The sequence below is a fragment of the Exiguobacterium antarcticum DSM 14480 genome, from assembly GCF_000685865.1.
Lineage (GTDB): Bacteria > Bacillota > Bacilli > Exiguobacteriales > Exiguobacteriaceae > Exiguobacterium_A > Exiguobacterium_A antarcticum.
Map to the genome: position 1 here is coordinate 596,497 of NZ_JMKS01000005.1, position 20,367 is coordinate 616,863.

Consider the following 20,367-nt stretch of genomic DNA (forward strand, 5'->3'; position numbering starts at 1 on the left):
TTCGGACCGGTTTTTTCATTTCCTTGCCCGTGCAGCTAGAGCAATCTGTCTCGCCGTGATGACATCTTGTCGATCACGCAACACATGTTTATGCAGTAAAAAGGACGGGTCGTGCCGATATTCAATCGGAAGTTGTTGGACACGTCGCGTCAAGTCTTCCGTTAACGGTAACGGCAAGTGCTGATAGTCGGGCTGAGTGAACAGCGGTTGTAACGCGAGTAGACGGTCGACGTCGATGCCGTGACCCGTCAACGAGCCTTTGTGACGTGTGATTTTTTGAAAGGCTTTCGGATAGGTCCGCATGGCACCGGGTAAGTTCCCCCGGCGATGATGGTACCGCGCGACCGCAAGCTGGATCAAGGCGACGAGGGCCTCATCTTGTCGATGACCTGCTTGCCACAGTTCTTCAAGCACTTCGTGGCACTCGAAATAGTCCTGTTGCACATTAAATTCGAAAGCGAATTGTTCGATTGGATGCATCGGTGCACCTCCTTTCCTTTTAATATAGCATAGTCGAAGTAGCGTGATGTGTGGTATACTAAGGCGCAAAAAACGTTGATGGGCAGGGAGAATCATGGAATCATACAGTGTGAAGATGGATGCGTTTGAAGGCCCGTTGGATTTGTTGTTACATTTGATTGGTAAACTAGAGATTGACCTGTATGATATTTCCGTATCGATCGTGACGGATCAATATGTGTCCTATATTCGAGCGATGCAACATCTGGAACTGGATGTTGCAAGTGAATATCTTGTCATGGCAGCAACGCTCTTGCAATTAAAAAGTAAACAACTGTTACCTGTCGAACAGACAGATTTCGAAGAAGTTCCTGATTTTGAGGAGGATCCGACACGAGAAGGGTTGATTCAGCAACTGATTGAATATAAAGCATACAAGGAAGCGGCACTTGTCCTGAAAGAAAAAGAAGAAGCCCGACTTGAACTTTTTTCAAAACAGCCGGAAGACTTGATGGCGTATCTCGATGCGGACTCACAGGATTATAGCGGTAACCTGTCCTTTAGTGACTTGTTGCGTGCTTATGAAAAGATGCGTCAACGTGTCGCCTGGAAGGTACGTCGTTCCAAAACCGTCAAACGGGAAGAACGGACGCTTGAGCAACAGATGGTTCATGTTTCGGAATATGTCTTCGCGAATGACGGGACGACCTTTTTTGGTTTCTTTACGGAGCAACCGACCGTCGAAGAGTTGGTCGTCAGTTTCTTGGCGGTGCTCGAACTCGTAAAACAACGTGTCGTCGCCTGCGAACAGATGAATGACGACATCTTGTTGCGTGCCTTAGTGAAGGAGGAGAATCAGATTGGCGTATGATCGTATCATTGAAAGTTTATTGTTTGTCGTCGGAGACGACGGCATTGATCCACGTGGTCTGAGTCAAGTCCTTGAAATCAGCGAGGCAGCCGCTCGAGAACAGTTGCATGCCCTTCAAGCGACGTTTGAAGCTGACGGACGAGTGTTACAAATCGTCGAATCGGGTGGAGTCTTTAAGATGGTCACTCGAAAAGAGATGTCACCGTATGTGCAGGCGTATGCCGGTTCGCTTGCGGAAGACAGTCTGTCCCGCGCTGCGATGGAGACCCTGGTCATCATCGCGTACAAACAGCCGGTCACACGGGCCGATATCGAAGTCATCCGTGGGGTCAAGACGGAACGTGTCATTCATACGTTGAGTGCAAAAGGATTAATTGATGAAGCCGGGCGGGCTAAAGGCGTCGGGCGTGCAAAATTGTATAAGACGACGGATCATTTTTTGGATCACTTCGGACTGAACAGTATCGAAGAGTTACCACCGCTTGAGTTTGAAGAAACACTGGAAGCGGATGGAGACCTATTTTTCCGGAATGAGTCGTCACTAGAGGAGAGAATAAATTAATGGAACGTCTACAAAAAATTATCGCCCAAGCTGGTGTCGCATCGCGACGTAAAGCAGAAGAACTGATTACAGAAGGTCGTGTCAAAGTCAACGGGAAAATCATTACCGAACTTGGGACGAAAGTCGGAGGCCGTGCGGAAGTAGAGGTCGACGGTGTCAAACTGGAACGTGAAGAACACGTCTACTACATGTTGTACAAACCAACAGGTGTCGTCTCGACGGTAGAAGATGACAAAGGACGTAAGACAGTCGTCGATTTGGTTCCGCCTGGGCACCGTGTGTTCCCGGTCGGTCGTCTCGATTACAATACAAGCGGTTTGTTACTGTTGACGAACGACGGTGAATTTTCAAACCTCTTGCTTCACCCGAAATACAAAGTTCCGAAACGGTATATCGTTAAGATCAAAGGGGTGCCGGATTATTATCATGTCAAAGGTCTTGAAAAAGGTGTCGTCTTACCGGACGGATTCAAGACAGGCAAGGCACGTGTCGAGATGCGTGACGTCGATAAGAAAAAGAACACAGCCATTTTAGAAATGGTCATCTATGAAGGTCATAACCGTCAAGTCCGTCAAATGGTTGAAACACTCGGTGCGGAAGTCATCAAGCTGAAACGTGAACAGTTTGGTTTCTTGACACTGGCTGGATTGACATCAGGCGACTGGCGTGAACTTTCGAAAAAAGAAGTCAATCAATTGCGTGAGCTGGCGGATCCGGTTGCTCCCCCTACGAAAAGACGTAAGAACACAAAAAAACGTTAATTTGTAAAGCGAGAAGCTCAGCCTGCGGGTTGAGTTTTCTTTGTTTGTGACAAAACGATTAACGTATTTCACATTCTGTCAACATTTAAGCGATTTCAAGTACAATATGGGTGGAGGCGGTGCAACATGAAAAAAACGAATCAAAACCCGGATGAGCGGCTAGCAGCCGCGAAGCAAAAGAAGAAAAAACGTTCATTTTGGCGGTTAATGATCATGACGATGGTATTATTCGCCGGTGCGGTCGTCATCATGCAATTTGTCGATCAAGCGACACGAGACAAGGACGGTCGAGTCCTTGCCGGTGATGATGCCCCAGGATTTGCACTTGTTGATCTGTATGGAGAAAAACAGCATACGATGGATGAGTACAAAGGAAAAGGACTGCTGCTTAATTTTTGGGGTACGTTCTGTGAACCATGTAAAAAAGAAATGCCATTGATTAATGACAACTATGACATGATGCAAAAAGCAGGCGTCAATTTCGCTGCGGTCAATGTCGGTGAAACACCGGTCCGTGTCTCAAGTTTCATCAAAGAGATTGGCGGGACGGAGTATCCAATTTTGATGGATACGAACAGCTCGGTCGAAAAAGCCTATGGGATCTACAATTTGCCGGTGACCTTCATCATCAATAAAGAAGGTAAAGTCGTCGAAAAGTATGAAGGTGAAATCGATCAGGCAAAACTGGAAGAAATGATTAAAAAAGCAAACGAGTAACGCATCGAGGGGGAATTTATGATGCAGCAGGAATATAAGCAACTGGATATGCGTTATGAGGAAGCCGAGCTTCGTTCGAAACGGAAAAATCAGTCATGGATTGACCGGACATGGACGTTCTTTTCATCCGTCAAGGTCGGGCTTTGGCTGATCGGCTTAATCATCATCGCAAGTGGGGTCGGAACGATCTTCCCGCAAGAGATGTACATTCCACAAGCGATCCCACCGGAAGAGTTTTACGGTAAAGAATATGGTACGGCCGGCGATATGTATTATGCGTTAGGATTCCACAACCTATTCGAATCATGGTGGTACATCGGACTGATTACACTATTGTTACTTTCGATCATCATCGTGTCGATCGACCGTTTCTTCCCGCTTTATCGCGCGTTGAAGAAACAACCGGTCATCCAGTCCGACCGTTTTATGGGCGGTCAGCGATTTGGCGCTGAAGCGACTGGAACGGTAAACCAGATTGATGCCATCGAACCGTTATTAAAGAAAAAAGGCTACAAGATCCGTCGGCAAGACGGTGCCCTCTTGGCAGAAAAACAACGATTCGGTCGTTGGGGTCCGTATATCAACCATATCGGATTAGTCCTATTTTTTGGTGGCGCGATGTTACGAATCGTTCCTGGCATGCATGAAGATGAACTGTTGTGGATTCGTGAAGGGGAGACGTTACCGGTCGAGGCGACAGATAACGAGTACTACCTCGAGAACAACGCCTTTAACATCGAATTCTACGATCCGGCAAAAGAGGATGAGAAATTCAGTGAGGCTTTAAAACGAGCCGGCGGAAGTGTTCCGAAAAACTATGATACGCAAATGACCCTTTACAAAAAAGACGGGATGACGGATGACTTTAAGCCGAAACTCGAAAAAATCAAGACAGGTGAAACGGCCGTCAACCAACCGTTTGAATTCGGAAATTATCAAGTCTTCCAAGAACAATATGCGGCAGACCCGGAATTCAAGACGATGTCCTTTAACATCGAAAATCAAAAAACGGGCAAAGTTGTCGATACGATCAAAGTCGATTTACGCAACCCACAAGAAACATATCCATTAAAAGATGGGTATGAAGTGGAACTAAAAGACTTCTTACCGGACTTTGTCGTCAAAGACGGAAAACCGACGACGAACTCATCCCGTCCAGTCAATCCAGCATTTGTCTTTACGATTAAATCACCAGAACATCCAGAAGGTGAACGAAGCCTGATCGGCATCAAACTCAATGTCGGGGGTGATGAGAATCAGTACAAGATGGGCTTCGCGGGAACGGAACTCTCGAATATCTCAGGTGTCCGGATCAAAAAAGATTTGACGTTGCCCTTCTTGTTTGCGGGCGGAATGATCTTCATGTTTGGTCTGTTGCTTGGTATGTACTGGCCACACCGGAGATTATGGTTAAAAGAAACGAACGGGCAAATCAACATCGCTGGTTTTACGAACAAAAACGCACTTGGGCTTCAAAAAGAGGCCAATCTCGCACTGACTGAAGTGGGACTTCCATCATTAGAAGACCGGCAGAAGTTGCGAGAAGAGGGGGAATCGAAATGAATCTGCTTAGCTTGAGTAGCAACTTATTGCTCGCATCTTTTATCTTATATCTGATCAGTACCGGTTTCTTTGCCGTTGCGACGAGCGGTAAGAAGGGACCAACACGTTCCGGAAAAATCGCTTTTTCACTCGCGATTCTTGGGTTTGCTGCCCAACTGGGTTACTTCTTTACACGCTGGGCGGGGGCGGGTCACGTTCCGGTCTCGAACTTATATGAATATACGACATTCTTCGGCATGATGATGGTCCTTGGTTTCCTGATCGTGTACGGGATTTATCGCAACAACGTCCTTGGACTTGTCGCGATGCCGGTAGCCTTACTCGTCATCGCCTACGCGTCGATGTTCCCGGATGAAGTGCAACCGTTGATTCCAGCCTTACAAAGTGTTTGGCTGAAAATTCACGTCACGACAGCAGCACTCGGAGAAGGAATTCTTGCCGTCAGTTTTGCGACGGGCTTGTTGTATCTGATCCACGCGACGGACTTTAGTAAAGAATCGAAAACACGGACGTGGCTCGAAGTCGTCATGTTTTCACTTGCATGTGTCGTCGGTTATATCGTCGTTGGTCTATTGTTCAACGCACTTGGCACAAACTCAACGATTGAATATGTCGCGAAAAATGGTGCGACGATGCAACATGAGTACACGATGCCGGTCTTAACGGGTCCTGAAAACGGGAAAATCATCTCCGGTTCAGGTGCTGTCGCTGAATTACCGAACTTCCTCAATGCCAATAAAGTCAATACGGTCTTATGGTCATTGATTGGTGGGGTAGTCTTGTACGCCTTACTCCGGTTCGTCATTTTACGGAAACGTCTCGCAGAGAGCTTAAAGCCGATTGCGCGCAAAATCGATCTTGAGACAGCGGATGAAATCAGTTACCGCGCGATTGCAATCGGATTACCAATCTTCATTCTTGGTGGTTTGATCTTCGCGATGATTTGGGCACAGATGGCATGGAGCCGTTACTGGGGCTGGGATCCAAAAGAAGTATGGGCACTGATTACGATGCTCTTCTACGTCTTTTATCTGCACATGCGCATACAGCGTGGTTGGATTGGCAAAAAATCAGCCTGGTTATGTGTCGGCGGATTCGCGGTCATCATGTTTAACCTCGTCTTCGTCAATCTGGTGGTAGCCGGTCTTCACTCGTACGCTTAATGAGTGAGGAAGAAATAGCAGCATCATCCAGGATGGGTGACGGAAGAACATTTCCGTTTCTCATCCTTTTTGGTGAGGTCAATTGGAATTCCAAGGTCGAAGACGCTATTTCTTTTTGTTTCATAGTATACTAGAAGAGTAGTAGGATAGAGCTAGATAGATTAGTTTATGGGAGGAATCAACTGATGTCAGAAGAAGCGCGTATTTTAGTCGTCGATGACGAGGAACGGATTCGACGTTTATTAAAAATGTATCTCGAACGTGAGAATTTTACGATTGAAGAAGCGGATAACGGAGAAACAGCTCTCGAGATGGCGCTTGAGACAGAATATGATGTGATTCTACTTGATTTGATGATGCCGAAGCTTGATGGGATGCAGGTCTGTGAAGAACTACGGAAGACAAAAGCGACACCAATCGTCATGCTGACGGCAAAAGGGGAAGAGACGAACCGCGTCCACGGCTTTGAGATGGGGGCGGACGATTATATCGTCAAACCGTTCAGTCCACGCGAAGTCGTCTTACGGGTCAAGGCCATCTTGCGTCGTGCGAGTGCGACGAAGTTTTTACACACGGACGCGAAAACAAAAGATGTCATCGTCTTCCCGCATTTGACGATCGACAATGATGCTCACCGTGTCACGGTCGAGTCACAGGAAGTCAACTTGACACCAAAAGAATACGAATTGCTATATTTCCTTGCGAAACAGACGGACAAAGTCTTTTCACGTGAGCAATTGTTAAAAGAAGTTTGGAATTACGAGTTTTTCGGCGACTTACGGACAGTCGATACCCATGTCAAACGGTTACGTGAAAAATTGAACCGCCTGTCACCAAGTGCGGCTCAGATGATTACGACAGTTTGGGGTGTCGGCTATAAGTTCGAGAACCATCCTGCTTGACGATGAAATGGCTACAGAGTGTCGTCATCAAACTATGGGGAACGATTTTATTACTTGTTTCCGTCGTCTTGATTGCCTTGACGATTTTGTTACTCGAATTCTTTAATTCGTTTCATATCGAACAAGAACGGGGTCATCTGGCGAAACTCGGTCAGCAGGTCGAAACCGTTATTCAAGCCCACAGTGGTCTGGAGGAAGGTTCGGCGACCGCAATCGAAATTACCGATATCTATGGCGCGACATTGATTGCGACAACGAAGGAAGATACGGTCGAAACGAACATCTCGGAAGAGAAGGCAACGCGAATCATCAAGGAACTGGAACGGCAAAACTGGAAAGCCGTTGATGGTGAAGAAGGGGAGACGGCGATCGGGAACTATGAGACGTTTGACGGAAAAGCAGCACTGGCTTACCGGGCGCCCTTCATCACCGAAAGTGGCAGCGGAACGATGTATCTGATTGAACAGTTGACGAACATCGAACAGGCAAACGAAGGGGCGCGTCAGATCATTCAACTCTGTGTGTTGCTTGCCATCATCGGCACGACGGTGTTTGCCTTTTTCCTTTCCACCCGCATTACAGCGCCGCTCCGAACGATTCGGCAAGCGGTCGTCGAAGCCGGCGAAGGGAAATTCGATCAGAGTCTGACGCAACGATCCCGTGATGAGATCGGTGATTTGGCGTTAGCCTTCAATGAAATGAGCAGTCAGCTCAATCAATATGTCACGGATCTCGACAAAGAGCGGCATTTGTTATCGTCGATCTTAAAATGTATGGCGGACGGTGTCCTGACCTTCTCTGACTCGGGCGAGTTGCTCGCGACCAACCCACCAGCAGAGGCATTCCTCGCGGGAGCACCGGTTCCGGATGAATTGATTGAACTGTTTCAGACGGTCATGCGTAAAGAAACGGAGATGACGGTTTCTTTCGAACGCGAAGGTCGGTACTACATCATCATCGTCAGTCCGTTGCTTGAGCAGGAAGAACAGATCGGTGCCGTCGCCGTCTTACGGGACATGACGGAAGCGCAGCAACTTGAGAAGATGCGCGCCGATTTTGTCGCCAACGTCAGTCATGAGTTACGGACACCTCTCGTCATGTTACAGGGCTACTCGGAAGCAATCGTCGATGGAATGACAGAAAGTGACGAGGCCACAAAAGAGTTCGCCTCGATCATCTATGACGAATCGCAACGGCTGTCGCGTCTCGTCAACGACCTGCTTGACCTTGCCCGGATGGAAGCCGGATATCAGGAACAACGGGTGGAATTAATCGAAGCTGTTCCATTTGCCAAACGAATGATTAAAAAATTCAAGCAGATGGGTCTGGAAAAACGGGTGTCCTTTGAAGTCGTCGGACCGAATGTCCAATTTGAAGCCGATCCGGATCAAATGGATCAGGTGATGACGAATTTACTTGGAAATGCGTTACGTTATACGGAAGATGGTCAAATCAAGATTGAAATCGTGGAAGATAGGGAAACTATATCTTTATCTGTAATTGATTCGGGAGACGGGATTCCGGAAGAAGATGTCCCGTTTGTGTTTGACCGTTTTTATAAAGCGGATAAAGCACGGACACGTGGCAAAACAGGGACGGGGATTGGTCTTGCGATCGTCGCTAACGTCGTTCGGTCACACGATGGTGAAGTCCAAGTCGAAAGTGAACTTGGAAAAGGCTCTGTGTTCCGAATTCAATTACCAAAAAAACAAAGGAAGCGAACTTTATGATTCGCTTCCTTTCGCTATAGGAGTGAGTCGTTTGAAAATTTATACTAAATCAGGTGATGATGGGGATACATCGCTCGTCGGCGGACGGGTCAAAAAAAATGACGTCCGGATCACATTGATGGGAGAGCTCGACGAATTAAATAGTTTTGTCGGTCTAGCCCGGACGAAAGCAACTTCGATTGAAGTGAAGGAACAACTGACGGTCATTCAGCACGTCTTATTTGATTGTGGCAGTGACCTGATGTACGTCGAACAAAAACCATCTCGTCTCAGCGCAACGGCAACGGATGATCTTGAAAGTTGGATTGACAGCTTGACCGTCTTGTCCCCCCCGCTCGATAAGTTCATTTTACCCGGAGGAACTGAAGCAGCAGCTTGTCTCCATGTCGCACGGACGGTTTGTCGACGGGTCGAGCGAGCGATGATTGACGTCGAACAGGCGCATCATCTGTTACCGTTCATCAATCGGTTAAGTGATTTCTTCTTTACGGCAGCGCGGTATGAAAATGCCGTCAATCAAAAAGCAGACATCGAATACTTGCGAAGCGCACATGTATTCAAACGAAAGGGTGGAGAAGCATGAGTCAGTCATTTCAAACCTGGAAAAAACAAGGAACGACGTTTCATCTCGTTCCGACCGAAAAATTCAAGACGACGACGGTCCTCGTCACGTTTTCCGCACCACTTGAAGAACAGACCTTGACGAGCCGGGCATTGCTGCCTTATATCATGGAGAAATCGACAGCGGCCTATCCGTCGATGAAAGCCTTACGCGAACCGCTCGAAACATTGTATGATGCCGGGTTATACGCGGATGCCTCGAAGTTTGGAGAAGAACATGTCATCTCCTTCCAACTCGATATCGTACGCGGCGACCTTGTCCGTCATGAGACACTTCTCGAAGAAGCCCTTGATCTACTTGAACAGATGATCTTTTATCCCGACTTGACGGAAGGCGGTTTCCGCGAACAGTTCGTCAAACAGGAAAAACGGTTGCATGCGTTACGGATCAGTTCGTTGTATGACGATAAGATGCGTTTTGCGCAACAGCGTCTACTCGAATTGATGGCACCAGGAGAAGCCGTGTCCCTGCCGTCACTCGGGACGTTAGAAGCACTTGAACAGATCACACCGGCTTCGTTACGCGATACATACCGCTCGATGGTCGAAGAAGACCGAATCGACGTTTTTGTCGTCGGTCATGTCACGCAAGACGAGATGGAAGATGCCTTGTCGTTCTTACCATCACATGCTGAAAAGGTCAGCCATTACATTCCGGCTCAAAAACAAGTCGCGGGTGTCAAACGATCGTCTGAGACCCAACCGATCAAACAGGGGAAATTACACTTAGGCTACCGGGTAGCGGTTGATCCGACGTCAGTTGATTCGATTCGGATGCAAATCGTCAACGGTTTATTTGGTGGATTCCCCCACTCGAAGCTGTTTATGAATGTCCGTGAAAAAGAGAGTTTGGCCTATTATGCGGCGTCGCGGTATGCGGCTCTGAATGGTGCCTTATATGTGTATGCTGGTGTCGAGACGAAACAGGCGGAGCGAGCAGAAACGATCATCGCTGAACAGTTGACGGATTTGAAAGCCGGAGTGTTCACGGATGAAGAGTTGACGCAAACAAAAGCGATGCTGATCAATGCACGTCGTCAGATTCTCGATCAGCCCGGTCAATTGATCGGGTGGTTAAATGGATCAAAAATGCGTGGACTGACACTGGAAGACGAGATTCATATCATTGAGACGGCGACCCGGGAAGATGTCGTCCGGTTGGCAGCGACAATCGAACTGGAAGCCGTTTATCTATTGCGAGGTGAAGAATAATGGAACAGGTAACGTATCACGATACAGACGAAACCGTTTTTTTTGAACAGCTCGATAACGGACTAACCGTTTATCTTCTTCAGAAAAAAGGTTATGAAAAAACATATGCGACGTTCACGACCCGGTACGGATCGATTGATAATCGCTTTAAAAAAGATGGCGATTGGGTCAATGTACCGGACGGGATTGCTCATTTCCTCGAGCACAAGATGTTTGAGTCGGAGCAAGGTGACGTCTTCCAACAGTTTGGCCGGCTCGGTGCTTCGGCCAATGCCTTTACGTCGTTTTCCCGGACCGCCTATCTGTTCTCGGCGACTTCATTGATTGAGCAAAATCTCGAAACGTTGATTGATTTCGTCCAAGATCCGTACTTTACGGCAGAAAGTGTGGAAAAGGAAAAAGGAATCATCACCCAAGAAATTCAGATGTATCAAGATAATCCGGGATGGCGTCTGTTCTTTGGTCTGATTGAATCGATGTACGCCAAACATCCGGTCCGGATCGACATCGCGGGAACACCGGAATCAATCAATCAAATCACGGCGGAAGACCTCTACACGTGTTACCAGACGTTTTACCACCCGTCGAACATGGTTCTGTTCGTCGTCGGAAATATCGACCCGGCAGAAACATTAGATCTGATCAAAGCAAATCAGGCGAAAAAGAATTATGCGGATCGTCCGGCAATCGAACGGGATTACGGCGTTGAACCCAAAGCCGTTGCCCGGAAACGAGTGGAGCTGGAACTCGACGTCAAGACACCTAAAGTGTTGATTGGTTATAAAGATACGTCACTTGGTGGCGAAGAGCAGCTGCGTCGTGAACTGACGAGCGAACTGTTGTTACATCTGTTGTTCGATCAGACGTCTTCGACGTACCTTGCGTTGTACGAAGATGGTTTGATTGACGATACATTCAGCTTCGATTACTCGAGTGAAGAAGAATTCGCCTTTGCGACATTCGGGATGGAAACGGAAGATCCGGATCGTTTCATTACAGCGTATGAAAAATTATTAGCGGCCCGTCCAGCGTTCGAAGAGACGGAAGTCGTTCGCAAACGAAACATGATGCAAGGAAAATTCCTCCGGGCACTTAATTCACCGGAATTCATTGCGAATCAGTTTTCGCGTCATGCGTTAGCCGGGACGAACTTGTTTACGTTACCGACGTTGATCGCATCCATTACAAAAGAAGAAATCGAAGCCCGTTTTGACGAATTGTTTGCGCTTGAAAATCGTGCGATTTCAATCGTCAAACCGTATGCTTGACCGATGCGGATTTTAATTACGGGAGCGAGTGGCGCAATTGGTTGGGCGACCGTCTTACGTTTGGCGGCAGACGGGCATGAGCTGGTCTTGCACACCCACCAACGGCGACACGAACTCGAACAGATGGTAAAGCAATTGCCTGTGACGACAAAAATCGTCGCAGGCGATCTGTCTGACCGGGAAAAATTGACAGCGTTTTGTGAAGCGTTGCCTGCAGTCGACGGATTCGTTCATATCGCCGGGACTAGTTTCAGTGGTCTGCTTGTCGATCAAGCGACACGCTCAATCGAAGCGATGATGACATTACACGTCGAGTCACTGATTCGTATTTCTCAGGCATTGACGAAAAAAAAAGCTTTTTCCGTACCGTTGTCCATCGTCGTCGTCAGCAGTGTGTTAGGTGAGTTTGGTGCTGCCGGAGAAGTCGTCTATTCGACATGTAAGGCGGCACAACTTGGTTTCGTCAAGTCGTATAGTAAAGAGCTTGGCGCGATGAACGGACGTGTGAACGGCGTCACACCAGGGTGGATCGAGACACCGATGAACGCTGTTTTTTCAGAAGAAGACCGTCAACAGGCGATCGCAGAAATCCCGGCCGGTCGTTTCGGACAGGTCGAGGAAGTTGCATCAGCGATTACATATTTAATCCGTCAAGAGTCCGCCTATATGAATGGTGCCGTCCTCAAAATTGACGGTGGTTGGATGTAATCCGCTGAAATTTGGCAGGGGAATGCTTTTCATTTTTCAAAAAATCATTTAACATGAGGGATGGATAACCGATTTTAAAGGGAGGCTTTGCGCGTGAGTGAATTCGAACAGTGGTATCTAGAGTACGAACTGAACGTCAATCGTCCCGGTATTTTAGGGGACATCGCGTCACTCATGGGGATGCTACATATCTCGATTGTCACGATCAATGGTGTCGATCACCAGCGGCGCGGCATGTTGTTGCAAACGAAGCAACCGGATCAGATCCCGCGACTCGCAGCCATCTTGAAGACGATGTCGACCATCGATGTGATCAAATTGCGTAAACCAAAATTACGCGACCGGATTGCGATTCGTCATGGACGTTATATCGATCACAGTAGCGGCGAAATCAAAACGTTCCGATTCGTCCGGGAAGATTTGGGGATTCTCGTCGATTTCATGGCAGAGTTATGCAAACAGGATGGGCATCTGTTGATTGGAGTCCGAGGCATGCCACGGGTAGGGAAAACGGAATCGATTGTTGCCGCCAGTGTCAGTGCCAACAAAAAGTGGTTGTTCCTCTCGTCGACGTTGATCAAACAGACCGTTCGGACGTCACTGTTTGATGATGAACGGACAGGTGATTATGTTTATATCATCGATGCCCTCGTCTCCCAACGACACTTTGATGAACGACATTGGCAAATCTTACGTGAAGTCATGCGGTTACCCGCCACGAAAATCGTCGAACACCCGGACGCTTTTGTTAAATCAAGCGAATATACGTGGGATGATTTTGATTACATCATTGAACTACGCAACACGACCGAAGAAATCATTGTCACCGAACCACCGCGGGCCCATGGAGGGAACGATTGGTTCAATTTCGAATAAGTATTGAAAATGGAAGGTGTGTTACCGATGACCGAGCTCGGAACCTACTTAAAGGAGCAGCGGGAGACATTAGGTATCTCTCTCGAACAAATCCAAAGTACAACTAAAATTCAAAAACGTTACATCACTGCGATTGAAGAAGGCGATTATAAACAATTGCCAGGTGCCTTTTATGCACGGGCATTCATCAAAACGTATGCAGAAGCACTTGGGCTGGATGTCGATGAAGTGTTTGCCACGTATAAACGTGATTTACCGGAACCAGAAACACAGCCGGTCGTCGAATTGTCTCGCCGAGCGACCTATTCGAAATCGACGGCGCCGAAGAAAAGTGTCGCCAAACGCTGGATTCCGAATATCATCATCATTGCCTTGATTTTTGCGATCGGAGTCGCCCTGTACTACGGATTCCAGGCATTCCGTGATGGCGATGATACGACGACGTCTACACCTCCACAAAGTGAAGTCACGATTGATGAAGGGGACGCACCAAGCGAGGAAGCCAACACCCCGGTAGCGGAGGAGCCGAAGGAAGAACCGGCGAAAGAAGAAACCGTGCCTGTCAAAAAAGAAGAGAAAAAACCATTGCCTGTCAAAACGACGGTTGGTCAAGATATCACCTATGAAGTGCCGGCGGATGATACAATGAGTGTAACGATCCGCATCAAAAAAGATGCCTCACCGTCTCCGTTTGTCGGTGTTCGTGATACGTCGCTAGAAGGGGAGGCACTTGCCCCAGACCACATCAATGCGTCCGATCCGAACCCGATTGTCGTCAAAAACGCCAAAACGGATGTGATTCGGATTCGGGTTGGTTCCATCAAAGGGATTGATCGGATTCTCGTTAATGATCAGGAGCTTAAGCTTAACCGCTCCCTCCTCGTTCAGAACATTTATTTAAAGAAAGTAGCCACGCCGTAAGGCGTGTCTTCTTCATGTCAGCAGGATGCTGGCATACATAACTCGAAAAGGAGGGATACGAGAATGAACTTACCCAATCAATTGACGGTCTTACGCGTCTTATTAATTCCCGTGTTCGTAGCTGTCTTAGCAATCAACCCAGACTGGGGACAGTGGGATGTATTAGGGGCGGAACTCCCTGTTGCTCACTTCGTCGCCGCGATGATTTTCTCAGTCGCCGCCATTACCGATTGGCTTGACGGGTATCTGGCACGAAAAAACAAATTGGTCACAAACTTCGGCAAATTCATGGATCCTCTCGCCGACAAGATGCTTGTCGCAGCGGCACTGGTCTACCTCGTCGAGCTGGACTTCGTCGCCGCCTGGGTCGTCGTCATCATCTTATGCCGTGAATTTGCCGTGACAGGTCTACGTCTCGTCGCATCCGATGAAGGAATCGTGCTTGCTGCCGGAAACTCAGGTAAAGCAAAAACGTGGGTTCAGCTCACGTCGATCATCGCCTTTTTATTACACGACATCGGATTTGCTTTACTCAACATCCCGTTTGCGGAAATTACGATGTGGCTTGCGTTAGTCTTGACGATTTATTCAGGTCTTGAGTATTTTTCGAAAAACATCAAGTTAATTACGAAATCGATGTAAGTTATCTCAAACAAGGCTGTTCGCCAAACCGAACAGTCTTTTCTTATAGTTAGGAAAGCGGGGAATCAGGATGAAAGCAGAAATCATTGCCGTTGGAAGTGAGTTATTGTTAGGGGAAATTGCCAACACGAACGCTCAGTATCTATCGGAGTGGCTGGCGACGTGTGGCATTGACGTGTATTACCATACGGTCGTCGGTGATAATCGGGAACGGATGACCGACGTCATCAGACGAGCGCAGGGGCGGGTCGACCTTTTGGTGATCACCGGTGGACTCGGACCAACGGAAGACGATTTGACGAAAGAAGTCGTGGCGGAATTATTAGAACGCTCGTTACAGATCGACCAACCGGCGTATGATCGAATCGAAGCGTTCTTGAAAACACGGGGACGAACGATGACGAACAACGAGAAAAAACAAGCGCTTATCATCGAAGGGGCCGATGTGTTGACGAACAATGCGGGACTTGCACCCGGTATGTCCGTTCATACGTCGGACCATCAGTACATCTTGTTACCGGGTGTACCAAGGGAAATGAAACGGATCATCGCAGATCATTTCGATCATTTGTTAGGTAAAGAAACCATCAAATCAAGAACACTCCGTTTTTTTGGAATCGGAGAATCTGCCTTAAATGACCGGTTGGCGGATTTGATTCGGACGGCGCGTAATCCGTCCGTTGCGCCCTATGCGGAACTGGCGGAAGTCCGTTTACGTTTGACGGCGAAGGCACTTGACGAACAAACAGCCCTCGAGATGCTTGATCGACTCGAACGTCAAATACGTGATGAAGTCGGTACTTATTTTTATGGATATGGTGAGACAAGTTTACCGGAAGTCGTGCTTGATGACTGCCGGAAAGCCGGTTTGACCTTGTCCGCAGCGGAGTCCTTGACAGGTGGTGCTTTTGCGAGCGGGTTGACCGACATCAAGGGGGCGAGTGACGTCTTCCGCGGGAGTGCCGTCGTCTACTCAGACGTCGCAAAAGTCAACGTCTTAGGAGTCGCACAAACGTTACTCGATCAACAAACGGCAGTCAGCCGGGAGGTCGCCATTGCGATGGCGGAAGGAGCGCGAGCACTCTATCAGACGGATCTTGCGATTGCCTTGACAGGGGAAGCTGGACCAACGAGCAATAGTGGTCAAACCGTTGGCACGGTCTATTGTGCCTTGGCGCAAGCGAGTGGGACGGAAGTGCTTGAACTGACATATCCGGCCTTCGACCGTGGTATGATTAGGTTGCGATCGGTTAAGGATGCGTACTTCATGCTGATTAAAAATATCAACCACTCAGACAAACGTATTCAAAAATGAATTTTTTCAAGTATACGAATAAATGTTCGTGAAATGCTTGTTATTCGGTCTCAAAAGAAGTACAATAATCTCAGTAAGATAAATAAAAGGAGGCCTGCTACGTGAGTGATCGTAAAGCAGCACTTGAGATGGCGTTACGTCAGATTGAGAAACAATTTGGTAAAGGTTCAATCATGAGACTTGGTGAGAATGCAGATCAGAGAGTATCCGTTATCTCGTCTGGATCAATCACATTAGATATCGCACTTGGTGCAGGTGGATACCCACGTGGACGGGTAATTGAAGTCTATGGTCCAGAGTCTTCTGGTAAAACGACTGTAGCGCTTCACGCGATTGCAGAAGTACAAAAACAAGGTGGTCAGGCCGCCTTCATCGATGCCGAGCATGCACTCGATCCAGCATATGCAAGTAAACTTGGTGTCAATATTGACGAGTTATTATTATCACAACCAGATACAGGAGAACAGGCACTTGAAATCGCTGAAGCGCTTGTCCGTTCAGGTGCTGTTGATATCTTAGTCGTCGACTCCGTTGCTGCACTTGTACCAAAAGCTGAGATTGAAGGCGAAATGGGTGACTCACATATGGGGCTACAAGCTCGTTTAATGAGTCAAGCTTTACGTAAACTTTCTGGTGCGACAAATAAATCCAAAACGATCGTCATCTTCATCAACCAGATTCGTGAAAAAATTGGTGTCATGTTCGGTAACCCGGAAACGACTCCAGGTGGACGTGCCTTGAAATTCTACTCGTCTGTTCGTCTAGAAGTTCGTCGTGCGGAAGCTCTTAAAAACGGAACAGACATCGTCGGAAACCGGACGAAACTGAAAGTCGTTAAAAATAAGATTGCACCACCATTCAAACAAGCCGAAGTCGATATCATGTATGGTCAAGGTATCTCGAAATTCGGTGAGTTGATTGATCTTGGGACGGATCTTGATATCGTTCAAAAAAGCGGAGCCTGGTATTCATACAATTCGGAACGTCTCGGTCAAGGACGTGAGAATGCGAAACAATATATGATCGAACATCCGGAAGTCGCGGATGAAGTTGAACGGTTGATTCGTGAGCATCACGGTTTGGTTGATCGGAAAGATCCAGTCGATTTCGAAGAAGGTCAAGCGGAAGATATGTTCGCGGAATAAGTTGAAAAAGAGTGGAATCGATTCAGATTCTGCTCTTTTTTAATGGAAAAGAGGAAAAGATAGGAATTCTTTCCCGCCCGTTCGTTGACAATGAACGAGTGCTATCCTTACAATATAGATGTACGTTTTTTAGACAGCTTCGATGAATAACCGAAATGAACTAAGAAACACCTTGCAAAGGGGAGGTGAACCCATGGATACAACAACTTGGATTGTCATACTTCTCCTCACATTACTGATCGCATTCATCGTAGGCTACTTCTTGCGGAAATCGATTGCAGAAGCGAAGATTCAAGGTGCGGAAACAGAGGCGACGAAAATCGTGGAACGTGCACAAGTATCAGCGGAAGCAACGAAAAAAGAAGCATTACTCGAAGCGAAAGATGAAGCTTTCAAACTTCGGACAGAAGTGGAAAAAGAACTTCGTGAACGTCGTCAAGAGCTAACGAAACAAGAAGGACGATTGCTCCAGAAAGAAGAGACACTCGATCGCCGTGTTGATTCCATCGACCGTAAGGAAGAGCAGATCAATACACGTGATGCAGAGATCACGAAACGGAAGCATCAAGCTGAAGAGTTAGAACGAAAAGTAGAGGACCTGTATGAACAGGGACGCCAAGAGCTCGTACGTGTTGCGAATCTTTCGCAGGACGATGCTAGAGCTATCATCATGGATGAGACAAAACAAGCTGCCATGCACGACGCAGCAATTCTTCAAAAAGAAATCGAACAAAAAGCAAAAGAAGAAGCAGACAAAAAAGCACGAAACATTCTTTCACTTGCGATTCAACGGTTCGCCGCTGAACATATCGCAGAGACGACGGTTTCCGTCGTCAACTTACCGAATGACGAGATGAAGGGCCGGATCATCGGTCGTGAAGGGCGAAACATTCGGACGCTTGAAACATTGACGGGTATCGATTTAATCATCGATGATACACCAGAAGCCGTCATTTTATCCGGATTCGATCCGATTCGCCGTGAAGTGGCGAAGATGGCACTTGAAAAGCTTGTTCAAGACGGTCGGATTCACCCGGCTCGGATTGAAGAGATGGTCGACAAGTCACGCCGGGAAGTCGATGAACGAATCCGTGAAATCGGTGAAGAAGCGACGTATGACGTTGGCATTCACGGGATTCATCCGGATCTCGTTAAAATCCTCGGTCGCTTGAAGTACCGGACGAGTTATGGGCAGAACGTTCTTTTCCACTCACTTGAGGTGGCTCACCTTGCCGGCATGATGGCAGCTGAGCTTGGAGAAGATGTGACGCTTGCGAAACGGGCAGGTCTCCTGCACGATATCGGAAAAGCCGTTGACCATGAGGTCGAAGGAAGTCACGTGGAGATCGGGGTTGAACTTGGTACGAAGTACAAAGAACATCCGACCGTCATCAACGCGATTGCTTCTCACCACGGGGACACGGAAGCGACATCTGTCATTTCTGTTCTGGTCGCAGCAGCCGATGCTTTATCTGCAGCACGCCCAGGAGCACGTCAAGAAACACTCGAAAGTTATATCCGACGTCTTGAACGTCTGGAAGAAATCTCAGAATCATTTGACGGTGTCGAGAAGTCCTTCGCGATCCAAGCAGGTCGTGAAGTACGAATCATCGTTCGTCCTGATGTCGTCGACGATGTTCTTGCGCATAAAATGGCAAGTGATATCCGGAAAAAAATCGAAGAAGAACTCGATTATCCGGGTCATATCAAAGTCACGGTCATTCGGGAAACACGGGCAGTCGAATACGCAAAATAAGCAGAGTGGCGGGCGACCGCCACTTTTTTTAATGATTGGAGGAAATTTTTTTGAAAATCTTATTTATTGGTGACGTTGTCGGGGCACCGGGTCGGCATATCCTGCAACAGTTCACAGCACGAATCAAATCGAGGTACAACCCGACGGTCATGCTGGTGAATGGAGAAAACGCGGCACATGGTCGTGGGATCACAAAGGCAATTTATCATCAGTTGCTCGAGCTTGGTTTCCATGGCGTGACGATGGGCAATCATACGTTTGACAATCGAGATATCTTTGATTGGATTGATGATGCGGACCGGATCGTCCGTCCGGCGAACTATCCGGAAGGTACACCGGGACGCGGCATGATGGTCTTAAAAGTCGGCAACAAAAAGATTGCTGTCATCAACGTCCAGGGAACAGTCTTCTTGCCAGCACTCGGTGATCCATTCCGGACCGTCGATCAGTTGATTGCGGAAGTCGAAGGGGAAGTCGATGCGATTTTCGTTGACGTCCATGCAGAAGCAACAAGTGAAAAAATCGCGATGGGCTATCATTTAGCAGGGCGTGTCCAAGCAGTCGTCGGAACACATACCCACGTCCAGACAGCGGATGAACGGATTTTGGAAGGCGGAACGGCTTACATCACGGATGTTGGCATGACGGGTCCTCTTGATGGTGTGCTCGGTATGCGAAAAGAAGATGTTTTACGGAAATTTAAAACACAGCTCCCAACCCGGTTTGAAGTTGCGGAAGGACGGGAACAGTTAAATGGAGTCTTGATTCATATTGATGATGTATCGAAAAAAGCAACGAAGATTGAACGGATTCATTTGACGGATCAATCGATTTTCTTTGATTAAGTGTTGATTTTTGATTGGGAGGTACATGCATGGACGTCCTGAAAGTATCAGCTAAATCGAATCCGAACGCGGTCGCAGGAGCGCTCGCAGGTGTACTTCGAGAGAAAGGTTCTGTCGAAATTCAGGCAATCGGTGCAGGTGCACTCAATCAATCCGTCAAAGCGGTTGCGATCGCGAGAGGATTTGTCGCACCGGCAGGGATGGATCTGATCTGTATTCCGGCATTTACCGACATCATGATTGATGGTGAGGAACGGACGGCAATCAAACTAATCATTGAACCACGATGATGCATCATTGGACATAGGTCCTACGTTAAGCTAGACCATT

Annotated in this window: 21 protein-coding genes; 20 read left to right on the top strand and 1 reads right to left on the bottom strand. The window is 47.7% G+C overall.

Annotation, left to right across the window (positions count from 1 at the left end; all coding sequences use genetic code 11):
- Positions 1-15 precede the first annotated feature (15 nt).
- The gene (locus tag P404_RS0114360) at positions 16-480 is read right to left on the bottom strand and encodes a DUF309 domain-containing protein (protein ID WP_014969987.1); all 465 of its coding nucleotides are present in this window, start codon (positions 478-480) and stop codon (positions 16-18) included.
- Between the two features lie 94 nt (positions 481-574).
- Here P404_RS0114360 and P404_RS0114365 point away from each other — a divergent pair, with 94 nt between their 5' ends.
- The 20 genes from P404_RS0114365 to P404_RS0114460 all read left to right on the top strand — a co-directional run bounded on the left by P404_RS0114365 (position 575) and on the right by P404_RS0114460 (position 20,327).
- A complete protein-coding gene (locus P404_RS0114365) occupies positions 575-1,330 on the top strand; it encodes a segregation/condensation protein A (protein WP_014969988.1) in 756 nt (251 codons plus the stop codon).
- The gene (gene scpB, locus P404_RS0114370) at positions 1,320-1,892 is read left to right on the top strand and encodes an SMC-Scp complex subunit ScpB (protein ID WP_014969989.1); all 573 of its coding nucleotides are present in this window, start codon (positions 1,320-1,322) and stop codon (positions 1,890-1,892) included. The genes P404_RS0114365 and scpB overlap by 11 nt, the downstream gene beginning before the upstream one ends.
- Positions 1,892-2,653 carry a pseudouridine synthase gene (locus P404_RS0114375; RefSeq protein ID WP_026831111.1) on the top strand — a complete coding sequence of 254 codons (762 nt, stop codon included), beginning with the start codon at positions 1,892-1,894 and terminating at the stop codon, positions 2,651-2,653. The genes scpB and P404_RS0114375 overlap by 1 nt, the downstream gene beginning before the upstream one ends.
- Before the next feature lie 126 nt (positions 2,654-2,779).
- Positions 2,780-3,370 carry a redoxin domain-containing protein gene (locus tag P404_RS0114380; RefSeq protein ID WP_014969991.1) on the top strand — a complete coding sequence of 197 codons (591 nt, stop codon included), beginning with the start codon at positions 2,780-2,782 and terminating at the stop codon, positions 3,368-3,370.
- 21 nt (positions 3,371-3,391) lie between these two features.
- Entirely contained in the window at positions 3,392-4,933 is a 1,542-nt protein-coding gene (gene resB, locus P404_RS0114385) for a cytochrome c biogenesis protein ResB (protein ID WP_236624418.1), read from the top strand.
- Positions 4,930-6,096 carry a c-type cytochrome biogenesis protein CcsB gene (gene ccsB, locus P404_RS0114390; RefSeq protein ID WP_026831112.1) on the top strand — a complete coding sequence of 389 codons (1,167 nt, stop codon included), beginning with the start codon at positions 4,930-4,932 and terminating at the stop codon, positions 6,094-6,096. Before resB ends, ccsB begins: the two co-directional genes overlap by 4 nt.
- 185 nt (positions 6,097-6,281) lie before the next feature.
- Positions 6,282-6,998: a response regulator transcription factor gene (locus tag P404_RS0114395; protein WP_014969994.1), complete on the top strand. Its 717-nt coding sequence runs from the start codon at positions 6,282-6,284 to the stop codon at positions 6,996-6,998.
- A 2-nt stretch (positions 6,999-7,000) separates the two neighbouring features.
- Complete coding sequence (locus tag P404_RS0114400) at positions 7,001-8,728, top strand: sensor histidine kinase (RefSeq protein ID WP_014969995.1); 1,728 nt, start codon at positions 7,001-7,003, stop codon at positions 8,726-8,728.
- A gap of 31 nt (positions 8,729-8,759) precedes the next feature.
- On the top strand, positions 8,760-9,311 hold the full coding sequence (locus P404_RS0114405) for a cob(I)yrinic acid a,c-diamide adenosyltransferase (RefSeq protein ID WP_014969996.1): 552 nt from the start codon (positions 8,760-8,762) through the stop codon (positions 9,309-9,311).
- On the top strand, positions 9,308-10,561 hold the full coding sequence (gene yfmF, locus P404_RS0114410) for an EF-P 5-aminopentanol modification-associated protein YfmF (protein ID WP_014969997.1): 1,254 nt from the start codon (positions 9,308-9,310) through the stop codon (positions 10,559-10,561). The genes P404_RS0114405 and yfmF overlap by 4 nt, the downstream gene beginning before the upstream one ends.
- Positions 10,561-11,829: an EF-P 5-aminopentanol modification-associated protein YfmH gene (gene yfmH, locus P404_RS0114415; RefSeq protein ID WP_014969998.1), complete on the top strand. Its 1,269-nt coding sequence runs from the start codon at positions 10,561-10,563 to the stop codon at positions 11,827-11,829. Before yfmF ends, yfmH begins: the two co-directional genes overlap by 1 nt.
- 3 nt (positions 11,830-11,832) lie before the next feature.
- The gene (gene ymfI, locus P404_RS0114420; protein WP_026831113.1) at positions 11,833-12,537 is read left to right on the top strand and encodes an elongation factor P 5-aminopentanone reductase; all 705 of its coding nucleotides are present in this window, start codon (positions 11,833-11,835) and stop codon (positions 12,535-12,537) included.
- A gap of 93 nt (positions 12,538-12,630) precedes the next feature.
- Complete coding sequence (locus tag P404_RS0114425) at positions 12,631-13,413, top strand: DUF3388 domain-containing protein (RefSeq protein WP_014970000.1); 783 nt, start codon at positions 12,631-12,633, stop codon at positions 13,411-13,413.
- 27 nt (positions 13,414-13,440) lie between these two features.
- A complete protein-coding gene (locus tag P404_RS0114430; RefSeq protein ID WP_014970001.1) occupies positions 13,441-14,334 on the top strand; it encodes a helix-turn-helix domain-containing protein in 894 nt (297 codons plus the stop codon).
- A 63-nt stretch (positions 14,335-14,397) separates the two neighbouring features.
- The gene (pgsA, locus tag P404_RS0114435) at positions 14,398-14,976 is read left to right on the top strand and encodes a CDP-diacylglycerol--glycerol-3-phosphate 3-phosphatidyltransferase (RefSeq protein ID WP_014970002.1); all 579 of its coding nucleotides are present in this window, start codon (positions 14,398-14,400) and stop codon (positions 14,974-14,976) included.
- Positions 14,977-15,046: 70 nt separating this feature from the next.
- Positions 15,047-16,291 carry a competence/damage-inducible protein A gene (locus P404_RS0114440; protein WP_026831114.1) on the top strand — a complete coding sequence of 415 codons (1,245 nt, stop codon included), beginning with the start codon at positions 15,047-15,049 and terminating at the stop codon, positions 16,289-16,291.
- A gap of 101 nt (positions 16,292-16,392) precedes the next feature.
- Positions 16,393-17,436, top strand: coding sequence for a recombinase RecA (gene recA, locus P404_RS0114445; RefSeq protein WP_014970004.1), 1,044 nt, complete (start codon positions 16,393-16,395; stop codon positions 17,434-17,436).
- 193 nt (positions 17,437-17,629) lie between these two features.
- Positions 17,630-19,192, top strand: a complete 1,563-nt coding sequence (gene rny / locus P404_RS0114450; RefSeq protein WP_014970005.1) for a ribonuclease Y — start codon at positions 17,630-17,632, stop codon at positions 19,190-19,192.
- A 50-nt stretch (positions 19,193-19,242) separates the two neighbouring features.
- Positions 19,243-20,037, top strand: coding sequence for a TIGR00282 family metallophosphoesterase (locus tag P404_RS0114455; protein ID WP_014970006.1), 795 nt, complete (start codon positions 19,243-19,245; stop codon positions 20,035-20,037).
- A gap of 29 nt (positions 20,038-20,066) precedes the next feature.
- Positions 20,067-20,327, top strand: coding sequence for a stage V sporulation protein S (locus tag P404_RS0114460; protein ID WP_012369932.1), 261 nt, complete (start codon positions 20,067-20,069; stop codon positions 20,325-20,327).
- The last annotated feature ends 40 nt before the right edge of the window (positions 20,328-20,367 follow it).